The organism is Streptococcus sanguinis, from assembly GCF_050223295.1.
Classification (GTDB): domain Bacteria; phylum Bacillota; class Bacilli; order Lactobacillales; family Streptococcaceae; genus Streptococcus; species Streptococcus sanguinis_X.
In genome coordinates, this window is the sequence record NZ_CP071424.1 from 1563228 (window position 1) to 1586561 (window position 23334).

Annotated in this window: 22 protein-coding genes and 1 other annotated feature; of the genes, 1 reads left to right on the forward strand and 21 read right to left on the reverse strand. The window is 42.8% G+C overall.

The annotated features are described in order from the left end of the window. Nucleotides 1-17: 17 nt before the first annotated feature. The 11 genes from spxR to J1C77_RS07680 all read right to left on the reverse strand — a co-directional run bounded on the left by spxR (nucleotide 18) and on the right by J1C77_RS07680 (nucleotide 8566). The gene (spxR, locus tag J1C77_RS07630) at nucleotides 18-1295 is read right to left on the reverse strand and encodes a CBS-HotDog domain-containing transcription factor SpxR (RefSeq protein ID WP_009659239.1); all 1278 of its coding nucleotides are present in this window, start codon (nucleotides 1293-1295) and stop codon (nucleotides 18-20) included. Continuing rightward, complete coding sequence (locus J1C77_RS07635; RefSeq protein ID WP_002920788.1) at nucleotides 1288-1839, reverse strand: GNAT family N-acetyltransferase; 552 nt, start codon at nucleotides 1837-1839, stop codon at nucleotides 1288-1290. The genes spxR and J1C77_RS07635 overlap by 8 nt, the downstream gene beginning before the upstream one ends. 33 nt (nucleotides 1840-1872) lie before the next feature. Continuing rightward, nucleotides 1873-3132, reverse strand: a complete 1260-nt coding sequence (locus J1C77_RS07640) for a UDP-N-acetylglucosamine 1-carboxyvinyltransferase (protein ID WP_002895048.1) — start codon at nucleotides 3130-3132, stop codon at nucleotides 1873-1875. 267 nt (nucleotides 3133-3399) lie between these two features. Continuing rightward, nucleotides 3400-4590 (reverse strand): methionine adenosyltransferase, encoded by a 1191-nt coding sequence (gene metK / locus J1C77_RS07645; protein ID WP_002920786.1) that lies wholly within the window; start codon nucleotides 4588-4590, stop codon nucleotides 3400-3402. Nucleotides 4591-4765: 175 nt separating this feature from the next. Then, nucleotides 4766-5380 carry a tetratricopeptide repeat protein gene (locus tag J1C77_RS07650; RefSeq protein WP_002920784.1) on the reverse strand — a complete coding sequence of 205 codons (615 nt, stop codon included), beginning with the start codon at nucleotides 5378-5380 and terminating at the stop codon, nucleotides 4766-4768. Nucleotides 5381-5413: 33 nt separating this feature from the next. Continuing rightward, nucleotides 5414-5881, reverse strand: a complete 468-nt coding sequence (locus tag J1C77_RS07655; protein WP_002895042.1) for a deoxycytidylate deaminase — start codon at nucleotides 5879-5881, stop codon at nucleotides 5414-5416. A 218-nt stretch (nucleotides 5882-6099) separates the two neighbouring features. Beyond that, nucleotides 6100-6459, reverse strand: coding sequence for a 50S ribosomal protein L20 (gene rplT, locus J1C77_RS07660; RefSeq protein ID WP_000124830.1), 360 nt, complete (start codon nucleotides 6457-6459; stop codon nucleotides 6100-6102). Nucleotides 6460-6503: 44 nt separating this feature from the next. Continuing rightward, nucleotides 6504-6704 (reverse strand): 50S ribosomal protein L35, encoded by a 201-nt coding sequence (gene rpmI / locus J1C77_RS07665; RefSeq protein ID WP_002895038.1) that lies wholly within the window; start codon nucleotides 6702-6704, stop codon nucleotides 6504-6506. A 33-nt stretch (nucleotides 6705-6737) separates the two neighbouring features. Continuing rightward, a complete protein-coding gene (infC, locus tag J1C77_RS07670) occupies nucleotides 6738-7268 on the reverse strand; it encodes a translation initiation factor IF-3 (RefSeq protein ID WP_002895037.1) in 531 nt (176 codons plus the stop codon). A gap of 16 nt (nucleotides 7269-7284) precedes the next feature. Continuing rightward, nucleotides 7285-7415, reverse strand: a sequence feature (ribosomal protein L20 leader region). A 26-nt stretch (nucleotides 7416-7441) separates the two neighbouring features. Continuing rightward, nucleotides 7442-8119 carry a (d)CMP kinase gene (gene cmk / locus J1C77_RS07675; RefSeq protein WP_002920778.1) on the reverse strand — a complete coding sequence of 226 codons (678 nt, stop codon included), beginning with the start codon at nucleotides 8117-8119 and terminating at the stop codon, nucleotides 7442-7444. Nucleotides 8120-8128: 9 nt separating this feature from the next. Then, nucleotides 8129-8566 (reverse strand): SAG1386/EF1546 family surface-associated protein, encoded by a 438-nt coding sequence (locus tag J1C77_RS07680; protein WP_002895035.1) that lies wholly within the window; start codon nucleotides 8564-8566, stop codon nucleotides 8129-8131. Nucleotides 8567-8611: 45 nt separating this feature from the next. On the opposite strand from J1C77_RS07680, the gene J1C77_RS07685 reads away from it, so the two are divergent. Continuing rightward, a complete protein-coding gene (locus J1C77_RS07685; RefSeq protein WP_326845211.1) occupies nucleotides 8612-8809 on the forward strand; it encodes a ferredoxin in 198 nt (65 codons plus the stop codon). Here the strand turns inward: J1C77_RS07685 and J1C77_RS07690 are convergent. From J1C77_RS07690 to J1C77_RS07735, 10 genes are all read right to left on the reverse strand, one after another. Then, nucleotides 8806-9294: an EbsA family protein gene (locus J1C77_RS07690; protein ID WP_002900006.1), complete on the reverse strand. Its 489-nt coding sequence runs from the start codon at nucleotides 9292-9294 to the stop codon at nucleotides 8806-8808. The genes J1C77_RS07685 and J1C77_RS07690 overlap by 4 nt on opposite strands. A gap of 79 nt (nucleotides 9295-9373) precedes the next feature. After that, complete coding sequence (locus J1C77_RS07695) at nucleotides 9374-11842, reverse strand: LTA synthase family protein (protein WP_002920774.1); 2469 nt, start codon at nucleotides 11840-11842, stop codon at nucleotides 9374-9376. 57 nt (nucleotides 11843-11899) lie between these two features. Further along, nucleotides 11900-13570 (reverse strand): rhamnan synthesis F family protein, encoded by a 1671-nt coding sequence (locus J1C77_RS07700; RefSeq protein ID WP_002920772.1) that lies wholly within the window; start codon nucleotides 13568-13570, stop codon nucleotides 11900-11902. A gap of 16 nt (nucleotides 13571-13586) precedes the next feature. Then, nucleotides 13587-14792 carry an ABC transporter ATP-binding protein gene (locus J1C77_RS07705; RefSeq protein ID WP_002909350.1) on the reverse strand — a complete coding sequence of 402 codons (1206 nt, stop codon included), beginning with the start codon at nucleotides 14790-14792 and terminating at the stop codon, nucleotides 13587-13589. After that, a complete protein-coding gene (locus J1C77_RS07710; protein ID WP_002895024.1) occupies nucleotides 14792-15598 on the reverse strand; it encodes an ABC transporter permease in 807 nt (268 codons plus the stop codon). The genes J1C77_RS07705 and J1C77_RS07710 overlap by 1 nt, the downstream gene beginning before the upstream one ends. A 5-nt stretch (nucleotides 15599-15603) precedes the next feature. After that, nucleotides 15604-16539 carry a glycosyltransferase family 2 protein gene (locus J1C77_RS07715; RefSeq protein ID WP_002920771.1) on the reverse strand — a complete coding sequence of 312 codons (936 nt, stop codon included), beginning with the start codon at nucleotides 16537-16539 and terminating at the stop codon, nucleotides 15604-15606. Beyond that, entirely contained in the window at nucleotides 16536-17684 is a 1149-nt protein-coding gene (gene cps2T, locus J1C77_RS07720) for a beta 1-4 rhamnosyltransferase Cps2T (protein ID WP_002920770.1), read from the reverse strand. Before cps2T ends, J1C77_RS07715 begins: the two co-directional genes overlap by 4 nt. 113 nt (nucleotides 17685-17797) lie before the next feature. Continuing rightward, complete coding sequence (locus J1C77_RS07725; protein WP_002899996.1) at nucleotides 17798-19045, reverse strand: glycosyltransferase family 4 protein; 1248 nt, start codon at nucleotides 19043-19045, stop codon at nucleotides 17798-17800. 3 nt (nucleotides 19046-19048) lie between these two features. Further along, a complete protein-coding gene (locus J1C77_RS07730; protein ID WP_002920768.1) occupies nucleotides 19049-20356 on the reverse strand; it encodes a DUF2142 domain-containing protein in 1308 nt (435 codons plus the stop codon). Then, on the reverse strand, nucleotides 20343-23324 hold the full coding sequence (locus J1C77_RS07735; RefSeq protein WP_002920767.1) for a rhamnan synthesis F family protein: 2982 nt from the start codon (nucleotides 23322-23324) through the stop codon (nucleotides 20343-20345). Before J1C77_RS07735 ends, J1C77_RS07730 begins: the two co-directional genes overlap by 14 nt. Nucleotides 23325-23334 lie beyond the last annotated feature (10 nt).

The following is a 23334-nucleotide window of genomic DNA, read 5'->3' on the forward strand; positions in this document are numbered from 1 at the left end:
TCTCTAAATTCCTCTTCTTAATTAATTTTCACTGTAATCGTGGCTTTGGCAACCAGCATCGCTTCCAAATACATCTCAAAGTCAATAATGGCTGTCCGCCTAGTCTGACGGATAATACGCGGCTGGATATGCAGCAGGTCATCAATCTGGACCGCCTGAAAGAAATAAATCATCAGCTGGTCGATTATCAGGCTGCGGCCGCTGTTGACCATGAGCTGCTGGGTAATCCGAGTCAAAATTTCTGTCAGCACACCGTTGGCCAGCACACCATTTTGCTCTAGCATAAATGGCTCAACAGTAAAGGAAAACAAATCATCCTGACGGCTAATCTTCTGTCCTACCTGCTCACTGAAAGTCGGCAGGCTGGAAATCTGAGAACGGCTCATTTTTTCCATAATGTCCCGCCGCGTGATTACACCTAGCAAGGTCTGATTGCTGCGAACCACTGGTATCATTTCGAAATCTTCTGCAATCATGCGCTGGCTGATATTGGCAATATTAGCAGATAAGCCTGTCATAAAGACATTTTTCGTCATGACCTTGTCCAAGGTTGTCAGAGGAGACTTATCCCCTGCGTCCCGCATGGTTACTACTCCCACCAGCATCTGCTGCTGGTTGATAACCGGAAACCGGCTGGCACGATTGCGGCGGACCAAGTCCAGATAGTCACGAACAGTATCTGTATCATGCAAGAAGCCGTACTCGTGGCTGGAGCGATAGACCTGCTCCACTGTTAAAATATCGGTCTTGATTTGCATATTGGACAGGGCACGATTAATCATGGTTGCCACGGTGTAGGTATCGTGCTTGGTCCTGAGAACCGGTATATTAAGCAGATTAGCCATCTTCAGAACTTCCGAGCTGACTTCAAAACCTCCAGTAACCAACACCGCATTCTCATTTTCCAAGGCCAAAAGCTGGATTTTCGTCCGATCTCCGACAATCAGGAGACCGCCCTCTGTCAGATAACGCAGGATATTCTGCTCCGTCATAGCTCCGATGGAGAATTTATTGAATTCTTTTTCTAGACCATCTTCTCCGGCCAATACTTCTGAGCCTGTAATATCAACGATTTCCTTGTAGGTCAGATGCTCCAAGACCACTTTCTTGGACTTAACCCGAACCGTACCACTCCGAGGCCTAGTCTCAACAATACCGCGGTTCTCCGCTTCCTTAATAGCTCGATAGGCCGTCCCATCACTAACTCCCAGATAGTTTGAAATACTGCGGACACTGACCCTCTTGCCGATTGGAAGATTTTCAAGATAGGTTAAAATTTCCTGATGCTTACTCATTAAAATCTCCTCTCTCATAACGGTACTCCAGATAATCTCTCATCTTCCTCGTGTACCGATCACTCCCTTTAAACTGCCGGTAGAGGCTGAAGCCAGATTTTTGAGCTACCTTCTGACTGGCTAGGTTCTCTGCATGAGTGATAATGCTGAGACGCTTGAATTCAAAGCGGGTAAAAGATAGAAAAGCAATCTCTCGGACAATTTCTGTCATCAGCCCTCGTCCCCAGTAGTCTTGCCGCAGAAAATAGCCTAACTCAGCTTCTTTCTTGATCTCATCCATCTTTTCAAACTTGACAGAGCCAATCATTTCCTGCGTTTCCTTGTGGCAAATGGCCCAAATCCCCAGAGGATTTTTCATAAAGAAATTGGCAATGACGTATTCACTTTCCTCTAGGCTTGCTTCTGTCGGAAAAATGAACTGAGTATTTTCCGGATTGGACGCAATCTTATATAGGGCCCCTGCATCTTCAAAGACAATGGGCCGCAAAAATGCATGCTCTGTCTCAATAAATGAGCAGGCTGCCAAATGTGTCCACAAATTCATCTGCTACCTCTACAAAAAATAAGCGAAAAACGCTTATTCTTCTATCAACTGGATATCTGCACCCAGACTTGTTAATTTTTCAATAATATTAGAATAGCCGCGCAGGATAAACTCGATATTAGTAATCTCTGTCTTTCCTTGAGCCATCAAACCTGCAATAACCAAAGCGGCTCCTGCTCGCAAATCGGTCGCCTTGACCTGAGCTCCCTGCAGTTGATTTGGTCCCTCATAGACAATCTGATCGCTACTGGTCGAAATCTTACCTGCCATCTTAGCCAGCTCCGCCACATGGTTAACCCTCTTCTCATAGATGGTGTCCGTAATCTTACCATGGCCATTAGCCGTCAGCAAGAGCGGGGTAATCGGCTGTTGTAGGTCAGTTGCAAAGCCTGGATAAGGAGAAGTCTTAATGTTGATAGCTCGCAGATTTTGCTGTTCTTCGACGAAAATGCTGTCTTCAGAAACCGTCATCCGAACACCCATTTCCTCAAGCTTGGCAATAAAACTCTCCAAATGCTCATAAAGGACATTATTAATCTGGATTCCCTGACCTATAGCTGCAGCAAGGGCGATATAAGTCCCTGCCTCGATACGGTCTGGAATCACTTGATGACGAGTTCCATGGAGATGTGGAACCCCCTCAATCGTAATAATATCAGTTCCTGCTCCGCGGATATGTGCTCCCATATTGTTCAAGAGAGTTGCTACGTCGATGATTTCTGGCTCCCGCGCTGCATTTTCAATAATAGTCCGACCTTTGGCCTTGACAGCAGCTAACATAGTATTGATGGTAGCACCCACGCTGACCGTATCCATATAAATGCTGGCGCCTTTCAGCTGCTGGCCTCCTGTGGATAGGTTCATGTAGTTGCCGTCCATGGTCATCTTAGCCCCCATCGCTTCAAAAGCCTTGAGGTGCAAGTCAATAGGACGCGGACCCAAGTCACAGCCACCAGGCAGGCCTACCGTTGCTTCACCATAGCGACCAAGCAAGCTGCCATAGAAATAATAAGAAGCCCTTAGACTGTTGATTTTCCCATAAGGCATAGGGACGTTTTGGATACCACGCGGATCAATCGTCAGACTGTCCTCAGAGCGAGTAACACTAGCCCCCATGGCAATCATGATATCAATCAGACTATCCACATCCGAAATATCCGGAACGCCATCCAACGTTACAATATCATCCGCCAGAATCACAGCCGGAATCAAGGCAACGACACTGTTTTTAGCACCATTAATAGTCACCTCTCCTTTTAAGGGGCGACCACCATGTATTACAATTTTTTTCATGTTTAAAATAAAGCTCTTTCAAGGTATTGCCATTTATTATACCACAGATTCGGGAAATTTCCTATACTTTTAGATAAATAAGACAATTGAAATTAAAATGAAACAGGGAAAATTGCTTTTTCAACAGTTCTTTCAGAAAAATACAGTATTACCAAGAATGAGAGAAGCGCAAGGCTAGACTGCTTGCCTTTTAAAAGTTGTCTGTATAGAAATGACTTTTTCTTAAAAAAGAAAAGCTCTCAACCATTACGATTGAGAACTGTCTTCTTACTGCACTGCTGCTTTCAATGCCTCTACCTTATCCAACTTTTCCCAAGGCAGGTCAATGTCTGTCCTACCCATGTGGCCATAAGCTGCTGTCTGACGATAGATTGGTCGTTTTAGATCCAGCATTTGAATGATACCGGCCGGACGCAAATCAAAAATCTGACGAACTGCTTCCTGCAATTTGCTTTCTGCAACAGCACCAGTTCCAAAAGTATCAATCCGTACAGAAACCGGCTGAGCCACACCAATGGCATAGGCTAACTGCACTTCTGCTTTCTTGGCCAGTCCAGCAGCCACGATGTTTTTAGCAATGTAACGAGCTGCGTATGAAGCTGAGCGGTCGACCTTGGTTGCATCCTTGCCAGAGAAGGCACCGCCACCATGACGAGCATAACCGCCGTAAGTATCCACAATAATCTTACGTCCAGTCAAGCCAGAGTCACCTTGCGGGCCGCCAATTACAAAGCGACCGGTTGGATTGATGAAGAATTTCGTCTTATCATCCAAATACTGGGGTGGAATAACTGCTTTAATTACCTTTTCAATCACATCACGATGAATCTCTTCGTTAGTCGCTTCTGGGTCATGCTGGGTCGAAATAACCACTGTATCCACACGCACTGGCTGGTCATTTTCATCATACTCAACGGTCACCTGTGACTTAGCATCTGGACGCAGATAGGCAATCTCTCCTGATTTGCGCAATTCTGCCAATCGACGGACTAGCTTGTGACTGAGCGAGATAGGAAGCGGCATGAGCTCCGGCGTTTCATCCACTGCAAAGCCAAACATAAGCCCCTGGTCTCCAGCACCAATCAAGTCCAATGGATCTTGATCCGCATTCCCACGAACTTCCAGAGCTTCATTGACACCCTGAGCAATATCTGGTGATTGCTCCACCAAAGACGGATGCACACCGACCGTCTCTGCCGAAAAGCCATACTCTGTATTGGTGTAGCCAATCTCTGCAATGGTATCTCGAACCACACGATTGATATCCACATAAGCTGTGGTCGAAATCTCACCAAAAACATGAACCGAGCCCGTATAAACGGCTGTTTCAGCAGCCACATGGGCATCTGGATCCTGACTCAAGACAGCATCCAAAATAGCATCGGAAATTTGGTCTGCAATCTTATCAGGATGCCCCTCCGATACAGACTCAGACGTGAAAAGTTTACGTTCTGACATAGAAATGTCCCCCCTTAAATAAATTGTTATAGAGTTACAAAGTACTGATAGAAAGAACTACCACCTTATCGGGACTATATAACTTCTTCATTATACCACTTTTCGCTAAAAACTTCAGAATTTTTTTAATAGAAAAAGCTATAGACGAAAACTATAGCTTTATTGCAATGATAAACTAAGGGCAGCTTGCTAACAACTCTTCAACTTCCGCCTTACCGATAGCATCACCAGCTTGGTCAAAAAGTCTGATAGCAGCCGCGAAGTTGATTCTTGCTTCTTGGAGATTTCCCAAAGCTTGAGCAATTTCGCCCAAGCCTCGGTAACTACAGGCATGATTGATCACATCATCTGACTCCTTAGCATAGATATGCGCCTTTCGCATAAACTCCTGAGCTTGAGTCAATCGGCCTAATTTAAAATTTAGATAACCTAGCTCATAGAGATTAACTGATTGACGATAATGGTCATCTGGGAAGTACATCGCTAGGAAAGCAGCCTCTTTTTCTATCCATTCTAAAGCTTGATAAAAATCTCCCGCAGCTCTAGCAACATAGCCTAGCTGATGATAAGCGATATGCTCATTTTCAATATCACTATCATTTTGAGCCTGAATCAGATAAAGCTCCAAATTTGCAAAAGCATTCTGATAATCTTGCCTTTCTACAGCAAGATAAGCTCGCAAATTCCAGCGGCTAAAGGAATCTTTTTCAAGCTGCTGCTCTAGTTCTTCGGCCTTATTTAATTGTCCTTCAAAGAAATGCTGCCAAGCGGCTGCCAATTTCTCATTCATCTGCCTTCTCCTTTTACCTCCAGAACTTCTCCTCTATACCAAATCCGTCTGAGCAATGGCCTTCTTGACATCATCCAGCGGCAGATGAACCAATTCCACCTCTTTTTCCTTGTAGAGATACTGAGCATAGTCATCTATGCGATATTGGTTGATGTATACTACCCGTTTGCAGCCGACCTGAAGCAGTTGCTTGGTACAGTTGAGACAGGGAAAATGGGTCACATAAGCCGTAAAGCCCTTGGGAACTCCCCGCTCGGCTCCTTGCAAGATAGCATTGACCTCAGCATGCAAGGTCCGCACGCAGTGACCGTCAATAACCAGACACTCGTGGTCAATACAGTGCTCCGTCCCTGAAACTGAGCCATTGTAACCAGTTGAAATAACCTTATTGTCCTTAACCAATACAGCGCCAACCTTGGCCCGCTTGCAGGTTGAGCGATTAGCGATTAAGAGAGCCTGAGCCGCAAAATACTGATCCCAAGCTAAACGATTCTCTGACATGATTTCTCCATTCTACTGATTTTTTATTTACATAAATGTCTGTTTTTATCTATTATATCGCAAATCCCAATTTTTAACTAGCTTTACCATGAAAGCTGTCTTATCAGCAACATGCCTTTATCTATAATATAAGTGGCATGGCAGACTATTTCCCTCCTCATACTTTTCATTAAGAGTTATCGAAAAAGAACCAAGGAAATCCTCAGTTCTTATTTTAATTATTTACCAAGCTTAGCTTTAGCTGCATCTGCAAGAGCTGTGAAAGCTGCTGCATCGTTAACAGCTAAGTCAGCCAACATTTTACGGTTAACTTCAATCTCAGCCAATTTCAAACCATGCATCAATTGTGAGTATGAAAGTCCGTTCAAACGAGCTGCCGCATTGATACGAGTGATCCAAAGTTTGCGGAAGTCACGTTTTTTCTGACGGCGGTCACGGTATGCATAGTAGTAAGAGTTCATTACTTGCTCTTTTGCAGTACGGAACAAGATATGTTTTGCTCCATAGTAACCTTTAGCTAATTTTAAAATACGTTTACGGCGTTTGCGTGATACAACGCCACCTTTAACACGTGCCATTTATATTTCCTCCAATATTTCCTAGATAATCGTTACAGTAGCTCTTATTTCAGACCTGTAAGCATTGCTTTGATACGCTTGAAATCTCCTGCATGCACCATTCCTGCTTTGCGAAGATGACGGCGTTGTTTCTTAGTCTTTCCGTGGAAACGGTGAGAAGTGTAAGCACGGAAACGTTTCAAGCCACCAGAACCTGTACGTTTGAAACGTTTAGCTGATGCGCGGTGTGTTTTTTGTTTTGGCATAATGTTTTCTCCTTTTTCTATCTTTCTGACAATCTATTTTTTGTCAGGAATTGGCGCCATCTGCATGAACATCTGACGTCCATCCATCTTAGGCTTTTGCTCAATAATAGCAACATCTTGAGTCGCTTCAGCAAAATCTGCTAAAACTTTAGCCCCGATTTCTTTGTGGGTAATCATCCGGCCTTTGAAGCGGATAGATACCTTTATTTTATTTCCTTTTTCAAGGAACTTGCGTGCGTTGCGAAGTTTAGTGTCAAAGTCTCCCTTGTCGATGGTTGGACTGAGACGAACTTCCTTCACAGTAACAACACTTTGTTTCTTGCGTTGTTCTTTTTGTTTTTTCTGGTACTCAAATTTGAACTTACCGTAGTCCATAATTTTTGCAACAGGTGGTTTAGCTTGTGGCTGAATCAGGACCAAATCGACATTTGCTTCATCCGCAAGAGACTGCGCTTCGCTCAGTGGTTTAATACCTAATTGTTCGCCGTCAAGACCGATCAAGCGAACTTCACGCACACGAATTTCATCATTGATGAATAAGTCTTGTTTTGCTATGGTTTTCACCTCTTTTTTTATTTTTAGAGAAAAACAAGTGCGGACCTGCTAACGCAAACCCGCACTACACGATAGTATTTCATCACTGAAACTGAATCCTGTAGAGCCAGACAACGTTAGTCGCAAGGCGAGAAGCTCTCACTTCTGCTTTTCTCAACTCTACTATCATACCAAGTTTCATTTTATTTGTCAATGATTTTTTTCGCTTTTTCTTCGATAAATGCAACAACTTCAGAAATACCAACACCCGTGGTATCAAAATGAATGGCATCGTCTGCCGGTTTCAATGGCGAAACCTCGCGGTGACTGTCCTTATAATCCCGCTCTGCAATTTCTTCTTTCAGTTTCTCCAAGTCAGCAGGAATACCTTTCGATAGATTTTCCTTATAACGGCGCTCAGCTCTTTCATCAACCGAAGCTACCAAATAAATCTTGAGCTCAGCCTGAGGCAAGACAACCGTTCCAATATCACGGCCATCCATGACAATCCCTCCCTGAGCTGCAATTTGCTGCTGCAAGGCCACCAGTTTCTCACGGACTTGAGGAATGGCAGATACCCAGGAAACGTTATTGGTAACTTCATTTTCCCGAATTGGATGAGTCACATCCACATCACCGACAAAGACTAGCTGCTCGCCATCTTCTGCTCGACCAAAACTGACCGAATGATTATTTAGCAAGTCTACAATTTCAGTGGCATCTGCTTCCGTCAGATGATGCCGCAAAGCCAGATAGGTTGCAGCCCGGTACATGGCTCCTGTATCTAAATAAGTATAACCAAAGTCCTTGGCAATAATCTTGGCAACAGTCGATTTTCCACTGGAAGCAGGACCGTCAATCGCAATTTGAATCTGTTTCATAGCTGGCTCCTACTCAATCTTCACAACGTCACCTGGATTGGCATACCAAGAACCAGTGGACATATGAGAAGGGTTAAGCTGTTCCAGCTTGGCAATAGAAATACCTGCACGCGCCGCAATGGCTGCTTCTCCTTCACCAGGCTGAACAGTCAGAGTTCCTTCAGATGATTCAGTGGTATTTGCCGCTGTCTGCTCTGCTGTAGAAGACGCTTCACTGCTAGAACTTGCTGCTGAAGTGCCGTAGAAACCTTCCATTTGGGTCTGTCTATTACTTCCTCCAGTAGACAGATAGGTCAGGAAGCACACCACCGCAACCACTAAAATACAGAAAATAATGGTTAATATGGTCAATAAGCGGTCTGCATTCAAGGCGCTAAACTTCTTAGTTCGTTTCAACTTATCTTCTCCGTTATCGTATACATCTTCTTCCCATGGTTCTTTTTCCATGACTTCCTCCTTGAGTTTTTCTTAAAATCTTATTACAATATGGGTATGAAAGTAACACTCATTCCCGAACGGTGCATTGCCTGTGGGCTTTGTCAAACCTACTCAGATCTTTTTGACTATCATGACAATGGCATCGTCAAATTTTACCAGGACGACCAGCTCCTAGAAAAGGAAATTGCTGAGAATCCCGATGTCGTGGAAGCCATCAAAAACTGCCCAACCCGAGCTCTTTTGAAAGACTAGGATTTTTTGGACTGACTGCCATAGTATGCTTCAAAATAATCAATATGGGTAAAATTATCTACTAATTCTACCTCACCCTTAAAATGCTCATTAAGGGCCAGGGCATTGACAAAATATTTTTTAGGCCACTTGCGCATACAAAAACTCCGGCTGCGGTTCTGCCCTTTAAAATATAAGGTAATTGACGTCTTAGTCACTTCGACTTTTTCAATATCTGAAATCTTGACCTTTATCGGAGTAAAGGGATTGGCTGTGATAATTCGCAAGGTTCCATCGTCATAAATGGTAAAATAACGATGGACTCCCATTCCCAACAAAACCATGAACAAGAAGAAAGAAAACAGAACAAGAGTCGGCACTCGTGAGCTTTCATACATCAAAGCCAGGCCAACAAAAATCGGAATGACCGATAAAGACCAATATATTATCAGGATAGCTACATCTGGCTGCCAGTGATAGCGAACCTTACCGAAAATCTTTATCATGCTCACACCCCCATACTACTAGTTTAGCATAAATTAAGAAAAAATAGAACAGGTAGACTTGCCTATTCTATTTTTTTATTTATGATTTTGCTGTCTTAAAGAAGCTATCAGACAAGTAGCCCTTTCCTCTGACCATATCATACTCAATCAGTTTCAAATCATCTGCTATTTCTTGAGCTTCTTCGTCCAATTCCTTTTTATCTATACTGGCCTTATGCAATACTTCTGTTAGCAAAGCATAGTAAGGTGATACTTTGGAATTTGTCTGCTCCAGTAAGAGAGCGGAGAAATCACTAGAATTGACTCTTGGATAATCGAGTTTAGGAGTTTCATAATTACTCCAAACGAAATAATCTGTCAGATATTGGCTTTCTGGATTTTCTTTAAAGGCTGACTGAGGATAGAGACCAGGCAAATGGTCACCGTAAAAGACGACCGTTACCTTTTTATCTACCTTTGAAAGCTTCTCCAAAAACTCCTTGGTCGCCTGATCTGTATGGTAAAGCATTCTGACATAGCTGGAAAGAGATTCGTTCCCTTCCTTGCTAAAGTCAGGATAGCTGGCAGACATATAGACAGGATTGGGCTCACTCCAAGGCATGTGGTTCTGCATGGTCATGACAGAGAAAAACTGTCCCTGCTTGCCATTCAAATGCTCCAAGACTTGATTATAAGTCGTTTGATCGCTGTAATTACCACCTATATTATCACCCTTCAGGCCTTTAGTGCCATAATGAATAAAGGTATCAAATCCCAAATCCTGGTAAATGACATTTCTGGCATAATTGCTAGGAGAGGCCAGATGGATTACTGTCCGATTCTTAGATGAATAAGCATCACTAATGGAAGGGAATCTGTTCATCCTCGGAACAATTTCAGTATAGAGAACCGAAATAGACGGAGACAGATTATAAAAAGGCAAACCAGTCAGAGTTTGAAATTCCATGTTGGCCGTTCCTCCACCATAGCCGTCTGACTTCATCAGTCCACTGGTGGTGCGAGTTTTAACTTCCTGAATATAAGGAATTGGATTCTCAGACATGGTAACGCCGTCAACCCGAGCAGGGTCAGAAAAACTTTCACTCAGGAGATAGATTACCGTTTGATCTTCGATTTTATTCTGGCGGTCTTTGTTAATAGCTTCCGCAAGATTCTTATACTTTCTTTCTATCTCTTGAATCTTTTCCTTAGAATAGCCACGCGGCTCAATCATGGTTGTATCCGACATCTGTGAAAACCAGACAAAAGAAAGGGAGCGCAGCTGTGAATTGACAGTATTTCCCATCCAAGTCAGATCATGGTAATTATTTAAGATTGAAATAACTGGGATATTCTCTACTATTTTGCCATTCTTTTTAGTAGCAAATATATCCATGGCTCCCAAGAAAAAGACCAGGGGCAGGACTAGCAAGAGGAGCTGGTATTTAAGAACGGTAATGAGCTTGCCTGGCAAGATTTTCTTACGCAAATACCAGTAGAGAGCGCCTAAAGCAACTAGTCCCAAGATAGCATAAAATCCGTAATTGCCTCCGAGAAAGTCAAAGAGGGTCTTGGGATTTCTCAGCCAGACCATATCACTAGGCAATATTGGCTCTTGGCGATACTGAAATTTCAGACTACTGGCTATGGTAGCAACCACTACTAGCGCTGTTATCAGCATGGTTGGCAGGAGAAAATGATTGAAAATCAGGTAAAGAGCCATAAAAATCATGAAAAAAACGATGATTTGAAAGAGACTGGCTCCAGTGAAAAGATACTGATCCAAAACAATCACATCTCCTCGGATACTATTTTGGATTGTATAGTTAAAGACAAGGGCAAACACTGCACTCAACACAAAAGCAACAGAAACACTGGCTTTATTCTGAGCGAGATCGCGCAATCCCTTCACAGCTAGAAAGCTAGGGAGAGAAAGCAGGATAAAGATAAGTGCGATAAGGCAGAGGAAAGTTAGCATAAAGTTCTGCGTTATATCCAACTTGCCTTCCTCAAGGAAATTCACTAAATAGCTTTGGTGATGCAGCAATTCCGGCATCTTATCGTCCATCAAAGCAAGAAATAGAAAGAATTGGGACAGAAAAAGATTTTCCAGTACCTCTCTATTTTTCTTGGTAACCTGCAAGAACTTACCTGGGAAGCGTTTTTTAAGCTTTGGAAAATGAATAAAAATATACGCAAATAAGAAAATCAAAAGCAAGCCAGGCAGGGAGTTAAGCTGCCAAAAATGATTGCTGAAAACCCGTTCTGCTTTGAACTCAAAATCATTGACATGCTGCGTTACTGTCAGTAAGTAAGAAAATCCTGTATAGAGAGCGTAAATAATAGCTGACCATATAAAAAATCTTTTGCTGAAGAGCTGAGACAAAAGCTTGTCCAAGCCAAACAAAAGAGGAAGCAACATCAGAAAGGCCAGCCACAAGGCTGGATAATTCCGCAAATCTTCGCCTTCCTCCAATAGTAAAACTGTTGTAACAGCGACTGTATCTAGAAGTAAAAAACTAATTAACAGGTATGAGAACTGCTTGTAGTGGTTGAGTAAAAATTTCATTTTTCTTTCTGGTAAATAGTTAAATTCTCTAGCGAGATTTTTTGTAAACCAAGAATCTCACTTTTTCTTTAAAAGATTGGACAAACGATTTCTAATCTTTTGAGATAAATTTTTCTGACTTAATTTTTCTTTTTGCTCGGTCAATTCTTCCCTTTTCCTCTGCCAGTCCAGTAAAGAGGGGAGGGAAGATAAGGGCATAATCTTGAAATCATAATGATTGTCCCAAGCTAGATAAACTAATAAATGCTCTAAAACATCTGAAAACTCCTGCTCAGAGGATGGCAGACTTTCTAAGCTCTTCATCCGGAACACACTAGCCAAAGCAGAGTATTTAAACCATACAAAGCCACCGTAGACTCTCGTCAGAGAAGGGGGAGTCATAAAGTCAAAAGACTTATGCAAACCAGCTTCCTGCCAGATAGCAGCCAGCCTTGGACGCAGCGGTTCTGACTCAAACAAGCCATCTCTGACTAGACGTGGCAAATCTGGAATAACCAGCCCTACAGCAGACTCCTGTTCTAGCGCTTCTATGCTTGCATCCGCATAATCCACCATCAGATTTATCAAATCAGAGCGCATAGCTTGGTCAAAAACAGCCTGATTTTCCATTATTCTATGAGTAGATAGATGGCCGATATAAGCATAGTCTTGCAGAATTTCCTTCTGCTCCAGCATGGCAAGCCAGGCATGAGATTTCTGGCTTAGTACAAGCTGAACTTTATCGCCCAGATGAGCCAGAGTTGTCTGCAGCTGTTTCAGCATTTCTGGCTGCGTTACAGTCACTAAATACTGATACTGAGACGATAGAGAGAATAGCTTGTTCTGATACTGCTGAAAAATAGGAAGATCCGTTACATGGATATGCAGGAGGACAGGCTGATTTGTCCGATAGTTCGAAGTTGCCTGAGACAAATACTTATCCTGCAGCAAACAAGGAAGGTCTGGACCAAAATGATAGAACAGGTGTTCCCTAATCAGGGAAGTCGGATAGGATGAGTTGGTTTCAAGATCTTCCAGCAAATACCTAGCCAAAAAAGGATTGCCCGTGAGAGCCTTTACCTTTAGAAAAGGAAGCTTTGCTTCCAGAATCCTAAGAGGCTTATAGTATGAAAAATCTGGATGAAGCAATTCTCCCGCTTCTTCCTGACGGGTATCAAGGAGAGCTTGATATCTGAATCCTGCCTCTAAAAAACGCTTGGTAAACTTAGTCTCGTAATGGTCTATCACATCTTGAACGTCAGCAAAATCTTCTACCTGAGACCAAAATTCTCGGAAAGCCTTGTCTTTAAGAACTGACTTCTTAAAGGTGACAAAGTAGCTCTGCAGGTGTTCTTCAAAGTACCTGGTCTTGCGAAAATTAGTCATTCCCCAAAAATCGACTTGCGAATCCTCTTCAAAGCGCTGATAAATGGACGCCAAATCCCATAGCGGACCAAAGCAAGTGTCGTTCATGAGAGTCAGAGAGTCTGAGTTCTGCAAAGTGTCAAAACCCAGCCAGTTCATACCGTCACGCCAGGCTGCAAAATCAAAGCCTCGATTATCACGCTCAAGCAAGTCAGAAATTCCCAAGTCTTCTCTCAGCCGGCATTTGTCCTCATTGCTCAAAGAACTATTTGAAATAAAAATAATCTTAGAAAAAAGCGGCTTTAGCTGCTCCAATTGATAGAAGACATGACCGCTTATATGATTGCATTTATTGAAATGAACATAGAGTAATATTCGTTCCATGAAAATACCTTATTCTTTATGATTGAGAAATCTTCCAACTGCCATTACGCTGGATTAAGCCAGTGGCAGAATCCTTAGCAGAGACATCGTCATCCTTAATATCCTGGCGATTGACTAAGATAACAGGGTTGTTCTGAGAGTCTGCAAAGGCTAGAATCTGTTCTTCCTGATCCCGCACTGAAACCTGCAGTTTTAACTTAGCGTTATTTATCTGTGACACATGGCACTTGTAAGTCAAGCGCTTCTGTCCAGGTCCTTCTGTCGGCTGATCCATGGAATTATCATTGTAAAGCCAGATGGTTCGATCGATATCTGTCAGAGAAAAGGAAACATAGGTCGGTAGGTCTTGATTCACCTGATAAGAAATTTCAAATTCAATCTCTTGTTCAGGTGAAATCTGAGGCGAATGCAAGAGCTTAACTTTCAAATCAGAAACTGCTGCATTCTCAACCTGAAATCCTTCGTTCATGGCTTTTGTTTCAGTCGCATTGTCCAGACTATACTGGTTGGCCACATCATCTGGATTGCCGATAGCCTTGACCAAGCCATTTTCAATCAAGACAGCCTTATTACAATATTTTTTAACAGCTCCCATGTCATGGGTCACCAGAATGGTCGTCTTACCTGACTCCTTGCGATCTTTGAAATAGTCATTACACTTACGCTGAAAGGCTTCGTCCCCAACAGCCAAGACCTCGTCCAAAATCAGAATATCACCCTGAGCCTTGATGGCCACAGAAAAGGCCAAACGCACCTGCATACCGCTGGAATAGTTCTTGAGTTTTTGATTCATAAACTCGCCCAGCTCAGCAAACTCCACGATATCATCGTACATGTCGTCTACTTCTTCTGTTGAGAATCCCAGCATGGCACCATTCATATAGACATTTTCGCGGCCAGTTAGTTCTGGATTGAAACCGACACCCAGCTCAATAAAGGAAACCAACTTACCATCAATAGTTACCTTGCCCTTCTCCGGAATATAAATCTCAGAGATAATTTTCAGGAGAGTGGACTTACCGGAGCCATTACGGCCGACAATCCCGTAGAAGTCCCCTTTTTCAACTTCAAAGGAAATATCTTTCAAAACATGCTGTTCTTTGTAGCCTTTGATCCCCTTAAAACGATTGACCAGACTGGTTCTCAAACTCTGAGTAGCCTCAGTAGGCAATCGAAAGAATTTACTTACATGGTCGACTTTTACTGCAATATTATTTGACATTATAAAATCTCCGCAAATCTCTTAGCATTTTTATTAAAGAAGAACAAACCTAGAGCCAATATCACAAAAGGAATCAAGTAAGGAATGAGGGCGATTAGTTTGTTATTCACGATATCCCAGCCTCTAACATTGACAGGAGAAACGATGAAATGGCGCATATCCTGCAGCATCTGAGCAATCGGATTGAGCATCATAATTTTAGCGACAAAGAATTGCTTCCGCTGCAAAAGAAAGGTCAGAGAGTAAATAATAGGACTAGCATACATTCCTGCTTGAAGAGCCACTTCCCAAATCGGTCCAATATCCCGATACTTCACAAACAAGGAAGACAGCATGAGGGCACAGCCCATTGCCAAGACCAATACCTCCAGAAAAAGAGGAATAATCACTAGCGTATGCAAGCCGAATTCCACCTGATTGATCAAGGCGAAAAGGAAAACAACGACCAGATTAATCAGAAAATTGATTGCCGCTCCAAGAACGGATGAAATGACGATGGTATGCTTGGGAAAGTTTAATTTACGAAGCAAATCTCCCCGAGAAACGATGGAAAGCATGCCCATATTGGTGGCTTCGGTAAAGAAAGACCAGAAGACCATCCCCAGCAAGAGTCCTACTGTATAGTGGGGCGTTCCGTCATCAAAGCGCAAAAAGCGGACAAAGACCAGATACATGATGGTAAACATCATCAATGGCTTCAAAATCGACCAGAGATAGCCGACCAAGGACCCTTGATAACGCAACTTAAAATCCGTCTTGATTAATTCTTTCAAAAGAATTCGATTTTTTTTACTAAAAAAATCCATGAATATTACTCCTTATAAGCAAACTTTGTGAGAATGAGACTCGTAAAAACAAGGGTATGAAAAGTGCGGTTTTTACGGTAGCCATACTGGCGAATCCTGCGCCAGCGCTCCTTAAAAGGAACCTCCATAATGGTCACAAAGTTCTCAATTAACTCTCTATTTTCAGCAGTCAGCGGCAGGACCAGCAAATTTCTAGCCTGAGTCTGACTGTCTTTTATCAGTTTCCAATATTTGGCAAAAAGAACATGGGGACGAACCCAGTTTTTGACGCGTTTTCTGAGCGTTCGAGCTCCTAGCACATTATTCGAATGCTGACGATAGAGCTCCCCCGGCTTGTCAATATAGACTAGATTGCCAAAAGCCGCAGCCAGCAAGCCCAGATACCAGTCGTGCATGAGCAGTTCATGCTCTTCCTTCCCAGTCCAAAGTTGGGCCAAGGCGCGATTTATCATAGAAACTCCACCCGTCACCGTATTCTCCGTCAACTCTTGGACTAGTTCTGTATTAGCGTGATCTGACTGAGTGCGAATCATACTTTCGTGAACAACCTGCAGCTCTTGATCCACGACCTTCAAGTCAGTATACACCAGCAAGGGCTTACTGCTATCATACTTGTCTGCCTCAGCCAATTGCATGGCAATCTTGTCTGGCAGCCAAACGTCATCTTGGTCGCTAAAGAGATAGAAATCCGAATCTTGATACTGAAGCAGGCTATGAAAACTTTGAATGACACCTAGATTTTGTGGATTTTCCCGATTGATAAAGGCAATGCGGTCATCCTTGCGGCAAAAGTCCTCGATGACTGCCCGCGTCCCATCTGTAGAGCCATCATCACGAATCAGCAGCTGCCAATCCCTGTATGTCTGCTCTTGGATACTCTTAATCTGCTCGGACAGAAACTGCTCCCCATTATAGGTGGACAGAAGAATGGTCACTTTCATGATAAAAATAAATCCTCGTATTCACCCACAATTTTTTCCCAGGTGTAGTTTTCTTTCATATTTTCTTTGGCGGCTTGACCTAGCTCCGTAAAATCTGTTTGCGCATCTACTCGGTCAATCAGCTGGGCCAGCTGGCCAGATTCTTTTTGCCAGTACAGAGCCGTTTCTTTTGCTACCTTACGGTTAAAGTCCACATCCAGCACCAGATTGGCATCTGTCTGAGCCAGTGCTTCCAAGAGTCCCGGATTGGTCCCGCCAACCTCATGGCCATGTATGTATGCAAAAGCATGATTACGGATATATTTGAGCAGATTCTGATCGTAGACCGTACCGACAAACTTAATGCGAGAATCACGGTCAAAGCCTGTTTTCTTCTTAAGCTCTTCAAAATAGGGATTGCCCTCATGATTGCAGATAATCAGCAAATCACGTTGGGTCTTGGATTTCATAAATTCTTGAATGATGGTTTCATAGTTGTTTTCCGGAACGAAGCGTCCGACAATGAGGTAATAGTCTTTTTCCTTACTGGCCCACTTTTCAAAGAAGACTCTGACCTTGCCTTCGTTTTCCGTCAGATTGGACAGATAAAGGTCGGTTCCATAAGCGATACAGGTCGTTTTAGACCAAGGATAAGCTTTTTGAATATAGCTTTCGATACCTTGATTGTCCGCAATAACCAAGTCTGCATGCTTGGTCATGACCTTTTCAGAATACTTGAGATAGGCTTGGACTGGCTTAGACCATTTGGCCCGCTTCCACTCCAACCCGTCAGGATTGATAAAGAATTTACCGCCTGCCTGATGGATACGACGAGCAAAAGGAAAGATAAAAGCACCAATCGTATTTCCAAGAATGTAAAAAATAGGCTGCTCAATCTGCTCTTTCTTAGCAAACTTGAGGGCGTAGGAGACAGCCATCATATCATAGGCAATTACGCGGGCTGGGCCAAGCTTAGGTGGCTTGACTGTAAAGCAGTCGACTCCCTTGTAGTCAAAATGATGAAAAGCTTCATCATCTGATAAGCAAGCCACATGATATTGGATTTGAGAAGAGATTTGATGCTCTGTCAATTTCTCGACAAAGGTTTCAAACCCTCCATATTTGGCAGGAAGTCCCCGACTCCCGATAATGAAGACATGTTTCATGATTTCCCTCAATTCAAGATTTTACAATCCATTCTATTATACCACTTTCTAGTGTGTTTGTATAATACAAAAAGGACAGGTAGAGCCACGGCTGCACTTGTCCTTTTCTTTCTTTAACCTCTTCTACCAGAAAGCAGCTTATTTTTCACTTTGCGTAAGAAAGAGCTGGCTTGTTGAGAAGGTAAATTTGTATCCAATAAGCACTTGACATGGCGCAAGGAGTTAGCCTTGTACATCTCAGTGTTTTCAATCTTATCCAATAAGGTCTGGTAAACACTCTGAACTGTGTAGCGCTCTTGGATTTTGCCAAGATTGGCCACCGACTGGTCTTTTAATCCCTCAAAGTTTGCCAAGGCAAGGTTTATCTTATCAGCCAACTCCTCGATATTACCAGATGAATAGAGCTGACCTTCTTCAAAGATTTCATAGGCGGATAGGTGACCAGGATTGTCTGACAAAATGGTCGGAAGGCCATTCATAATCGCTTCAATATAGACTAAACCAAAGGTTTCCATCGCAGACGGAAATACCGCTAGGTCTGCTGCCGTCACCTCTGCCCAAGGATTGTCCTTGTGTCCCAGGAAGCTAATATTTTTTATCTGGTGTTCAGAGATATAAGTATCGCATCTTTTTTTGTACTCCTCATCCCAGGCACCGATAAAAACTAAGGCCGGTTTTGGCTGAGATAGCTGGTTATAGGCCTTTATCAATTCTAATTGATTTTTCCGCTCTGTCAAACGTCCAACTGACACGATACGCCTTTCGACTCCATCCCTTTCTCCTGTATCAGTAGGATAAATTTTCGTAAAAGGGGCAAAAGACAAGACTTTTCTGTCTGGCAGCAGATTCTGCAGCTGTCTCTGCAAGGCTCCTCTAACTGCAAATATTTCCTGCGAATAATCACTGATAAAATCTAGCTTTTCCTTATAGTAGCCAAACTCTCCGTCAGGAAATTCATGAATCAGCCAGAAATGCGGAACATCCTCGCAGGCCGCTGCCACTGCTCCTTGAAACATATTGACCGTATTGGTAATAACCAAATCAATCTTTCGCTCCGTTAGTATCTTTCTGAGCGCTGAGGTATTATCCTGATAAGACCGAGCTCTAGACTCAGGACTACCTGGCAGGCCACCAGGCGAGTCCTCCCACCACCATTTAACTGACGGCAAGGCTACAGTCTCAATACCCAAGGCCGCCAGGCTGGAGATATAGTCCTGCTGAACGGCTACATGATAATCCGGAATCGCATTGATAACCTGATGGCCCGTCTCTACCAGGTATTCCATCAAATTGACAATAGAGATTTCAGCTCCATTATCCAGCGTTCCAGTCGGCGAAATGAATAATATCTTTTTTTTCATAGCTTATCCTAATACATTCCAATAAAAGGGCACCATCAAGTAGAGGGAAACCAAGAAGTTAGCTACCAGAGTCCCAACCATCATTCGATTCACCACTCTGTCTTTAATGTCCAAGGTTCCTAGATTAGCAACAGTTGGTAGCAGTAAAATCAGGAAGGGTGTAAAATAACGTCCCTGAGCACCAACTGATATCATAGCACCTTTACCGAGGACAATGGGCGTCCACTGCAGATACATAATTGACACAACAGCAATCACTTGAACCAGAAACAGATAACGCGACATGACTGTATAACCCTTGGTCATAAAATCTTTCTGCGATTGCAAGAAGATAAGCGCCAAGACTACCACATCGATAAAAATCAACCAAAGCGGCAGCTGGATAGTAAAATTCCCCAAAAAGCCAAACATACCGATTGTCAAAATCGTATTCAAGTCGCCATTAACACTTTGCTTAAAGAGCGTATTCAGCAAGACTTGGCCATAGTGCAATAGCCCTCCCTGATTGCGAAATGCCAGATGCAAGGCAAGAAAGAAAGCTGAAAAGCCAAGTACATAGAAGATAGGGCGATAACGAGCTACAAAAGCTTTGGTTGCAAGAAAAGGCTTGTTCAGAACCGCAAGGAATCCTTCAAACTCAAAGTCAACAAAAGGCAGCAAGCCTAATAAAAGGACATTATTCGGTTTGGTGACAAAGAGTCCTATAGAAATCACCAAAAGCTCCAGTACATTTCTATTAGTGAACTTCTTATGGTAGGCAATATTGGTCAAAAAGCCAACCGCCAGCATAATCTCCAGATAGCTCATCACATCATAAGAGAGAGAAGCTGCCTGCTGGACCATAATAGGCAAAAGAGATAGGAAAAGTAGAGCTTTTTTGCCATATTTGAAATATTTAATCAGCAGATAAACCCCGATGATGTATGCTAAGGCATTAAAGAACCGCCCCATCATCACGATGAAGCCTACTGACGGATAAAGCAAGCTTCCTAAGGTCATACCTAGCAGCTGAGGCAGGAAAGAGACAGCCTTGAGATTAAAGCCAAAGGCAAACTCTTCTTGCGCCAAATCTATCTTCTCTGAGAACAGCTGCTTGTACTCTGCCGGCGAAACATTCGGAGTAGATGGGATTTTGTCCATCCATTTATATGTTCGATTGGTCGGTTTATGGAAGATTTCCCATGTCATACGAGCATGATTGGTCTCATCAGGCACCCGATTAATCGGCTGTGCAATCATAAAAGTCAAGACAAAGATACTTGCCAGCAGCAAGAAAATATTCTCAACTTTTACTTCTTTATTTCTTTTCAAAATAAGTCACCATTTCATCTTTTTTATCTAAACTGCAATTTTCTAATACAAAAGCGTAGGCGTTCTCTGCTAGTTCTCTGCGTAAATCCGCAGAAAGAATCAGGCTTTCCAGCTTTTCTTCCCATTCACTATCTTTAGCCAAAAGTCCAGTCTGACCATCTATCATCATGTCCGCAAAAGCACCGATATGACTGGCAATCGTTGGTACCTTGACTAGAGCTGCTTCTATCCACTTGATTTCTGACTTAGCCCGATTAAAGACTGAGTCTACTAGTGGAGCCAGATTAATATCAACCTGACTAATCAGCTGAGGCAAGGCCTTCCAGTCCACATACTCATGGACGATAATACGCCGCGAATATTGTTTCATATCCTGCGGGATATCCAAGTGCCCTACAATATGAAGCTCAACGGTTGGGTAGTTGTCAAGAACTTCTTTGATAGACGGCTTGATGAGCTCAAAATTTTCATTGTGGCTGATAGAGCCAGAGAAATAGCCGATTTTGATTCTGTCGTCTGCACCAAAGTCTTCCTTCAAGGACTGCGAGCTAACCGCAATCAATTCGCTGGACGCCAGATTACGATTCAGCAGGACGGAGTCCTTGTATTTGAGCAATTCCTCTTTTAGCTGATTAGTGGAGGTAATCGCCCCATCACAAGCCGCCAGCATTTTCCCGTAATTCTTGACACCAGCATCGTAATTGCCCTTTTCCTTCTCAGACAAGCCTTGGGTATAGCTTAGCTGGTCCGTATAAAGGGTATCAAAGACCAAATCATCAATATCAAAATAAACTGGCTTATGCTCTTCCCGAGCCAAATCGCATAAAAGCTGGAGCTGGGCAGACCAAGGAGCGCGGTAGATAATGATGTGGCTGGCATACAGGGCTTGAGTCAGACTAAACTCAGACGCATTGACCACTTTCACAGCAAAACCATTCTTTCTAAGCTGCTCTGCCTTATTGAGCACACGGTAGCGCGTACACTGCGGAATGATATTCTCTACACCGTCAATGATGAGAATATATTGATCACGAGGCACATCTTTGAATTTTTGAACGATGTTCTCAAGAATTTCTACTGGATAATCTGTCTTCTCCCGAACGTAGTCCAATAAATCAGGAACTTCCGACTCTCTTTCCAGACCTTGCCATAAAAACTGCTGATCATCATAATTCTTCAAAGAAGTATACTTAATCAGAGGACTACCCGCTTTTAACATCCTTAATGGATGAATATACATAGCCGAATCCTGATTTTCGTGAACCAAGGCATCGTAACGATAGCCCAAGTCAGCAAAGTACTTGGTAAAAGTCGTTTCATGCTTTCCGATTGCTTCTTCTCGTGAATCCGTGTCAGTCAGCACTTGCCAATAGTCGTAGAATTCTTCGGACTGAAGCAGCAAAGGCTCTATCACTAAAAAATAAGACTGTAGGTGATTGGGAATATAACCATAGCGGTTAAATCCAGTGATATCTTCCTGGGGCTCACCATAGGAAATTCCCCAAAAGTCAAGATTTCGGCCAGCCATGGTTTGAAAGACTGCCGCCAAATCACTCATAGGTCCGATATTGGTGTCATTGACGAGCATCAGCTGAAAGCAATGCTGCAGCTTTTCCTTTCCTAAGGAAAGAATGCCTTCACGAAAAGCTGCTGTATCATAGCCACTATTATCCCGCACCAAGACTTGACCATACTGTCCTAAAATTTCTAAATCCTCTGCAGCCAGTCCACCATTAACGACGATGAGAGTCTTATCCGCCAAAGCTGCTAACTTATCTAAAAAGATAGTCTTATACTGCTGCAAGCGTGGCTCGGATTCAAAAATGACATAAATTAAGACTTTTTCGCCACTTGAAACTGAAGCTAAAGCTTTTTCTCGTTGAGAGTTCCGCAACCATTGATAATAATAAACCTTAGGAGACTTAACTTGGCGTTTCAAACGAACCAGCTGTTGCTTAATCCGACTTAAAGCAGCTTTGATACTGCGAGGATTTTTGACTAATCGAGCCAGACGTTTCAATGGCGTAATCACGCCATTCCCCAGCCGATAGGAAATAGATCGGCGAATACGAAACTGCTCCTGAATAGCCTCATCTCGCTGTTCCTTTATCGTTCTCAGTCTGGATTTCAGGGAATCTAGATTTTTATGTAACTGTCGCTGATCCTCCTGCAGTTCAAGAACATAGTCGTTCACTTTATCCATATGCTGAATCAGTTCATCCAAACGACCTTCCAGTGTAAATATGTTCTGGCCCAGAGCTTGGTAAATATCATCTGGTATCTGTCTCACATACTTACGCAGAATTTTCAGATACATTTCGTAATGATATCTCGTAGAATTCCGTTTAGAGATTGATTCCTTATCAAAGACCCGATAATTCAGCTTTGTTTTTGCATCATAAACAGGTTTCGCTCCTTGATTGATAATTAAGTTCAAAAGGAAATCATAGTCTTCCAGTTTTTCACGATTCAGAGCTTCATCATAATAAATACCATCAGCAACCGAACGACGAATGAGAGAACAGTTGGAAATAAAATTTTCCGTTAAGAAAGCTAGCTTGTCAAATGGCCGTGATTTAAGGTAAACTTCCTTTTTATCAGGATCATACAAATCACCATAGACAATATCTGCCTCCTCTTGCACCATGCTTCTATAGAAGCTCTCAATATAGTCTGAATCCAGAAAATCGTCACTATCCACAAAAATAAAATAAGTGCCTTGAATTTGCTGCAAAGCCTTGTTTCTTGTCTTGACGACCCCCATATTTTCATGACTTTCAAACCGCGTCGGAAAAGGGGAATCCGCCGAGACAGCCTCTATGATTTCAGCAGAATGATCAGAGGAGCCATCATCCAATACCAGTAACTCAATATTTCGATAGGTCTGAGCAAAAATACTGCGCAAACACTGTTCAATGTAATCTTGATGGTTGTAACAAGTTACAACAACAGATATTAAATCTTTCATATACTTTCCT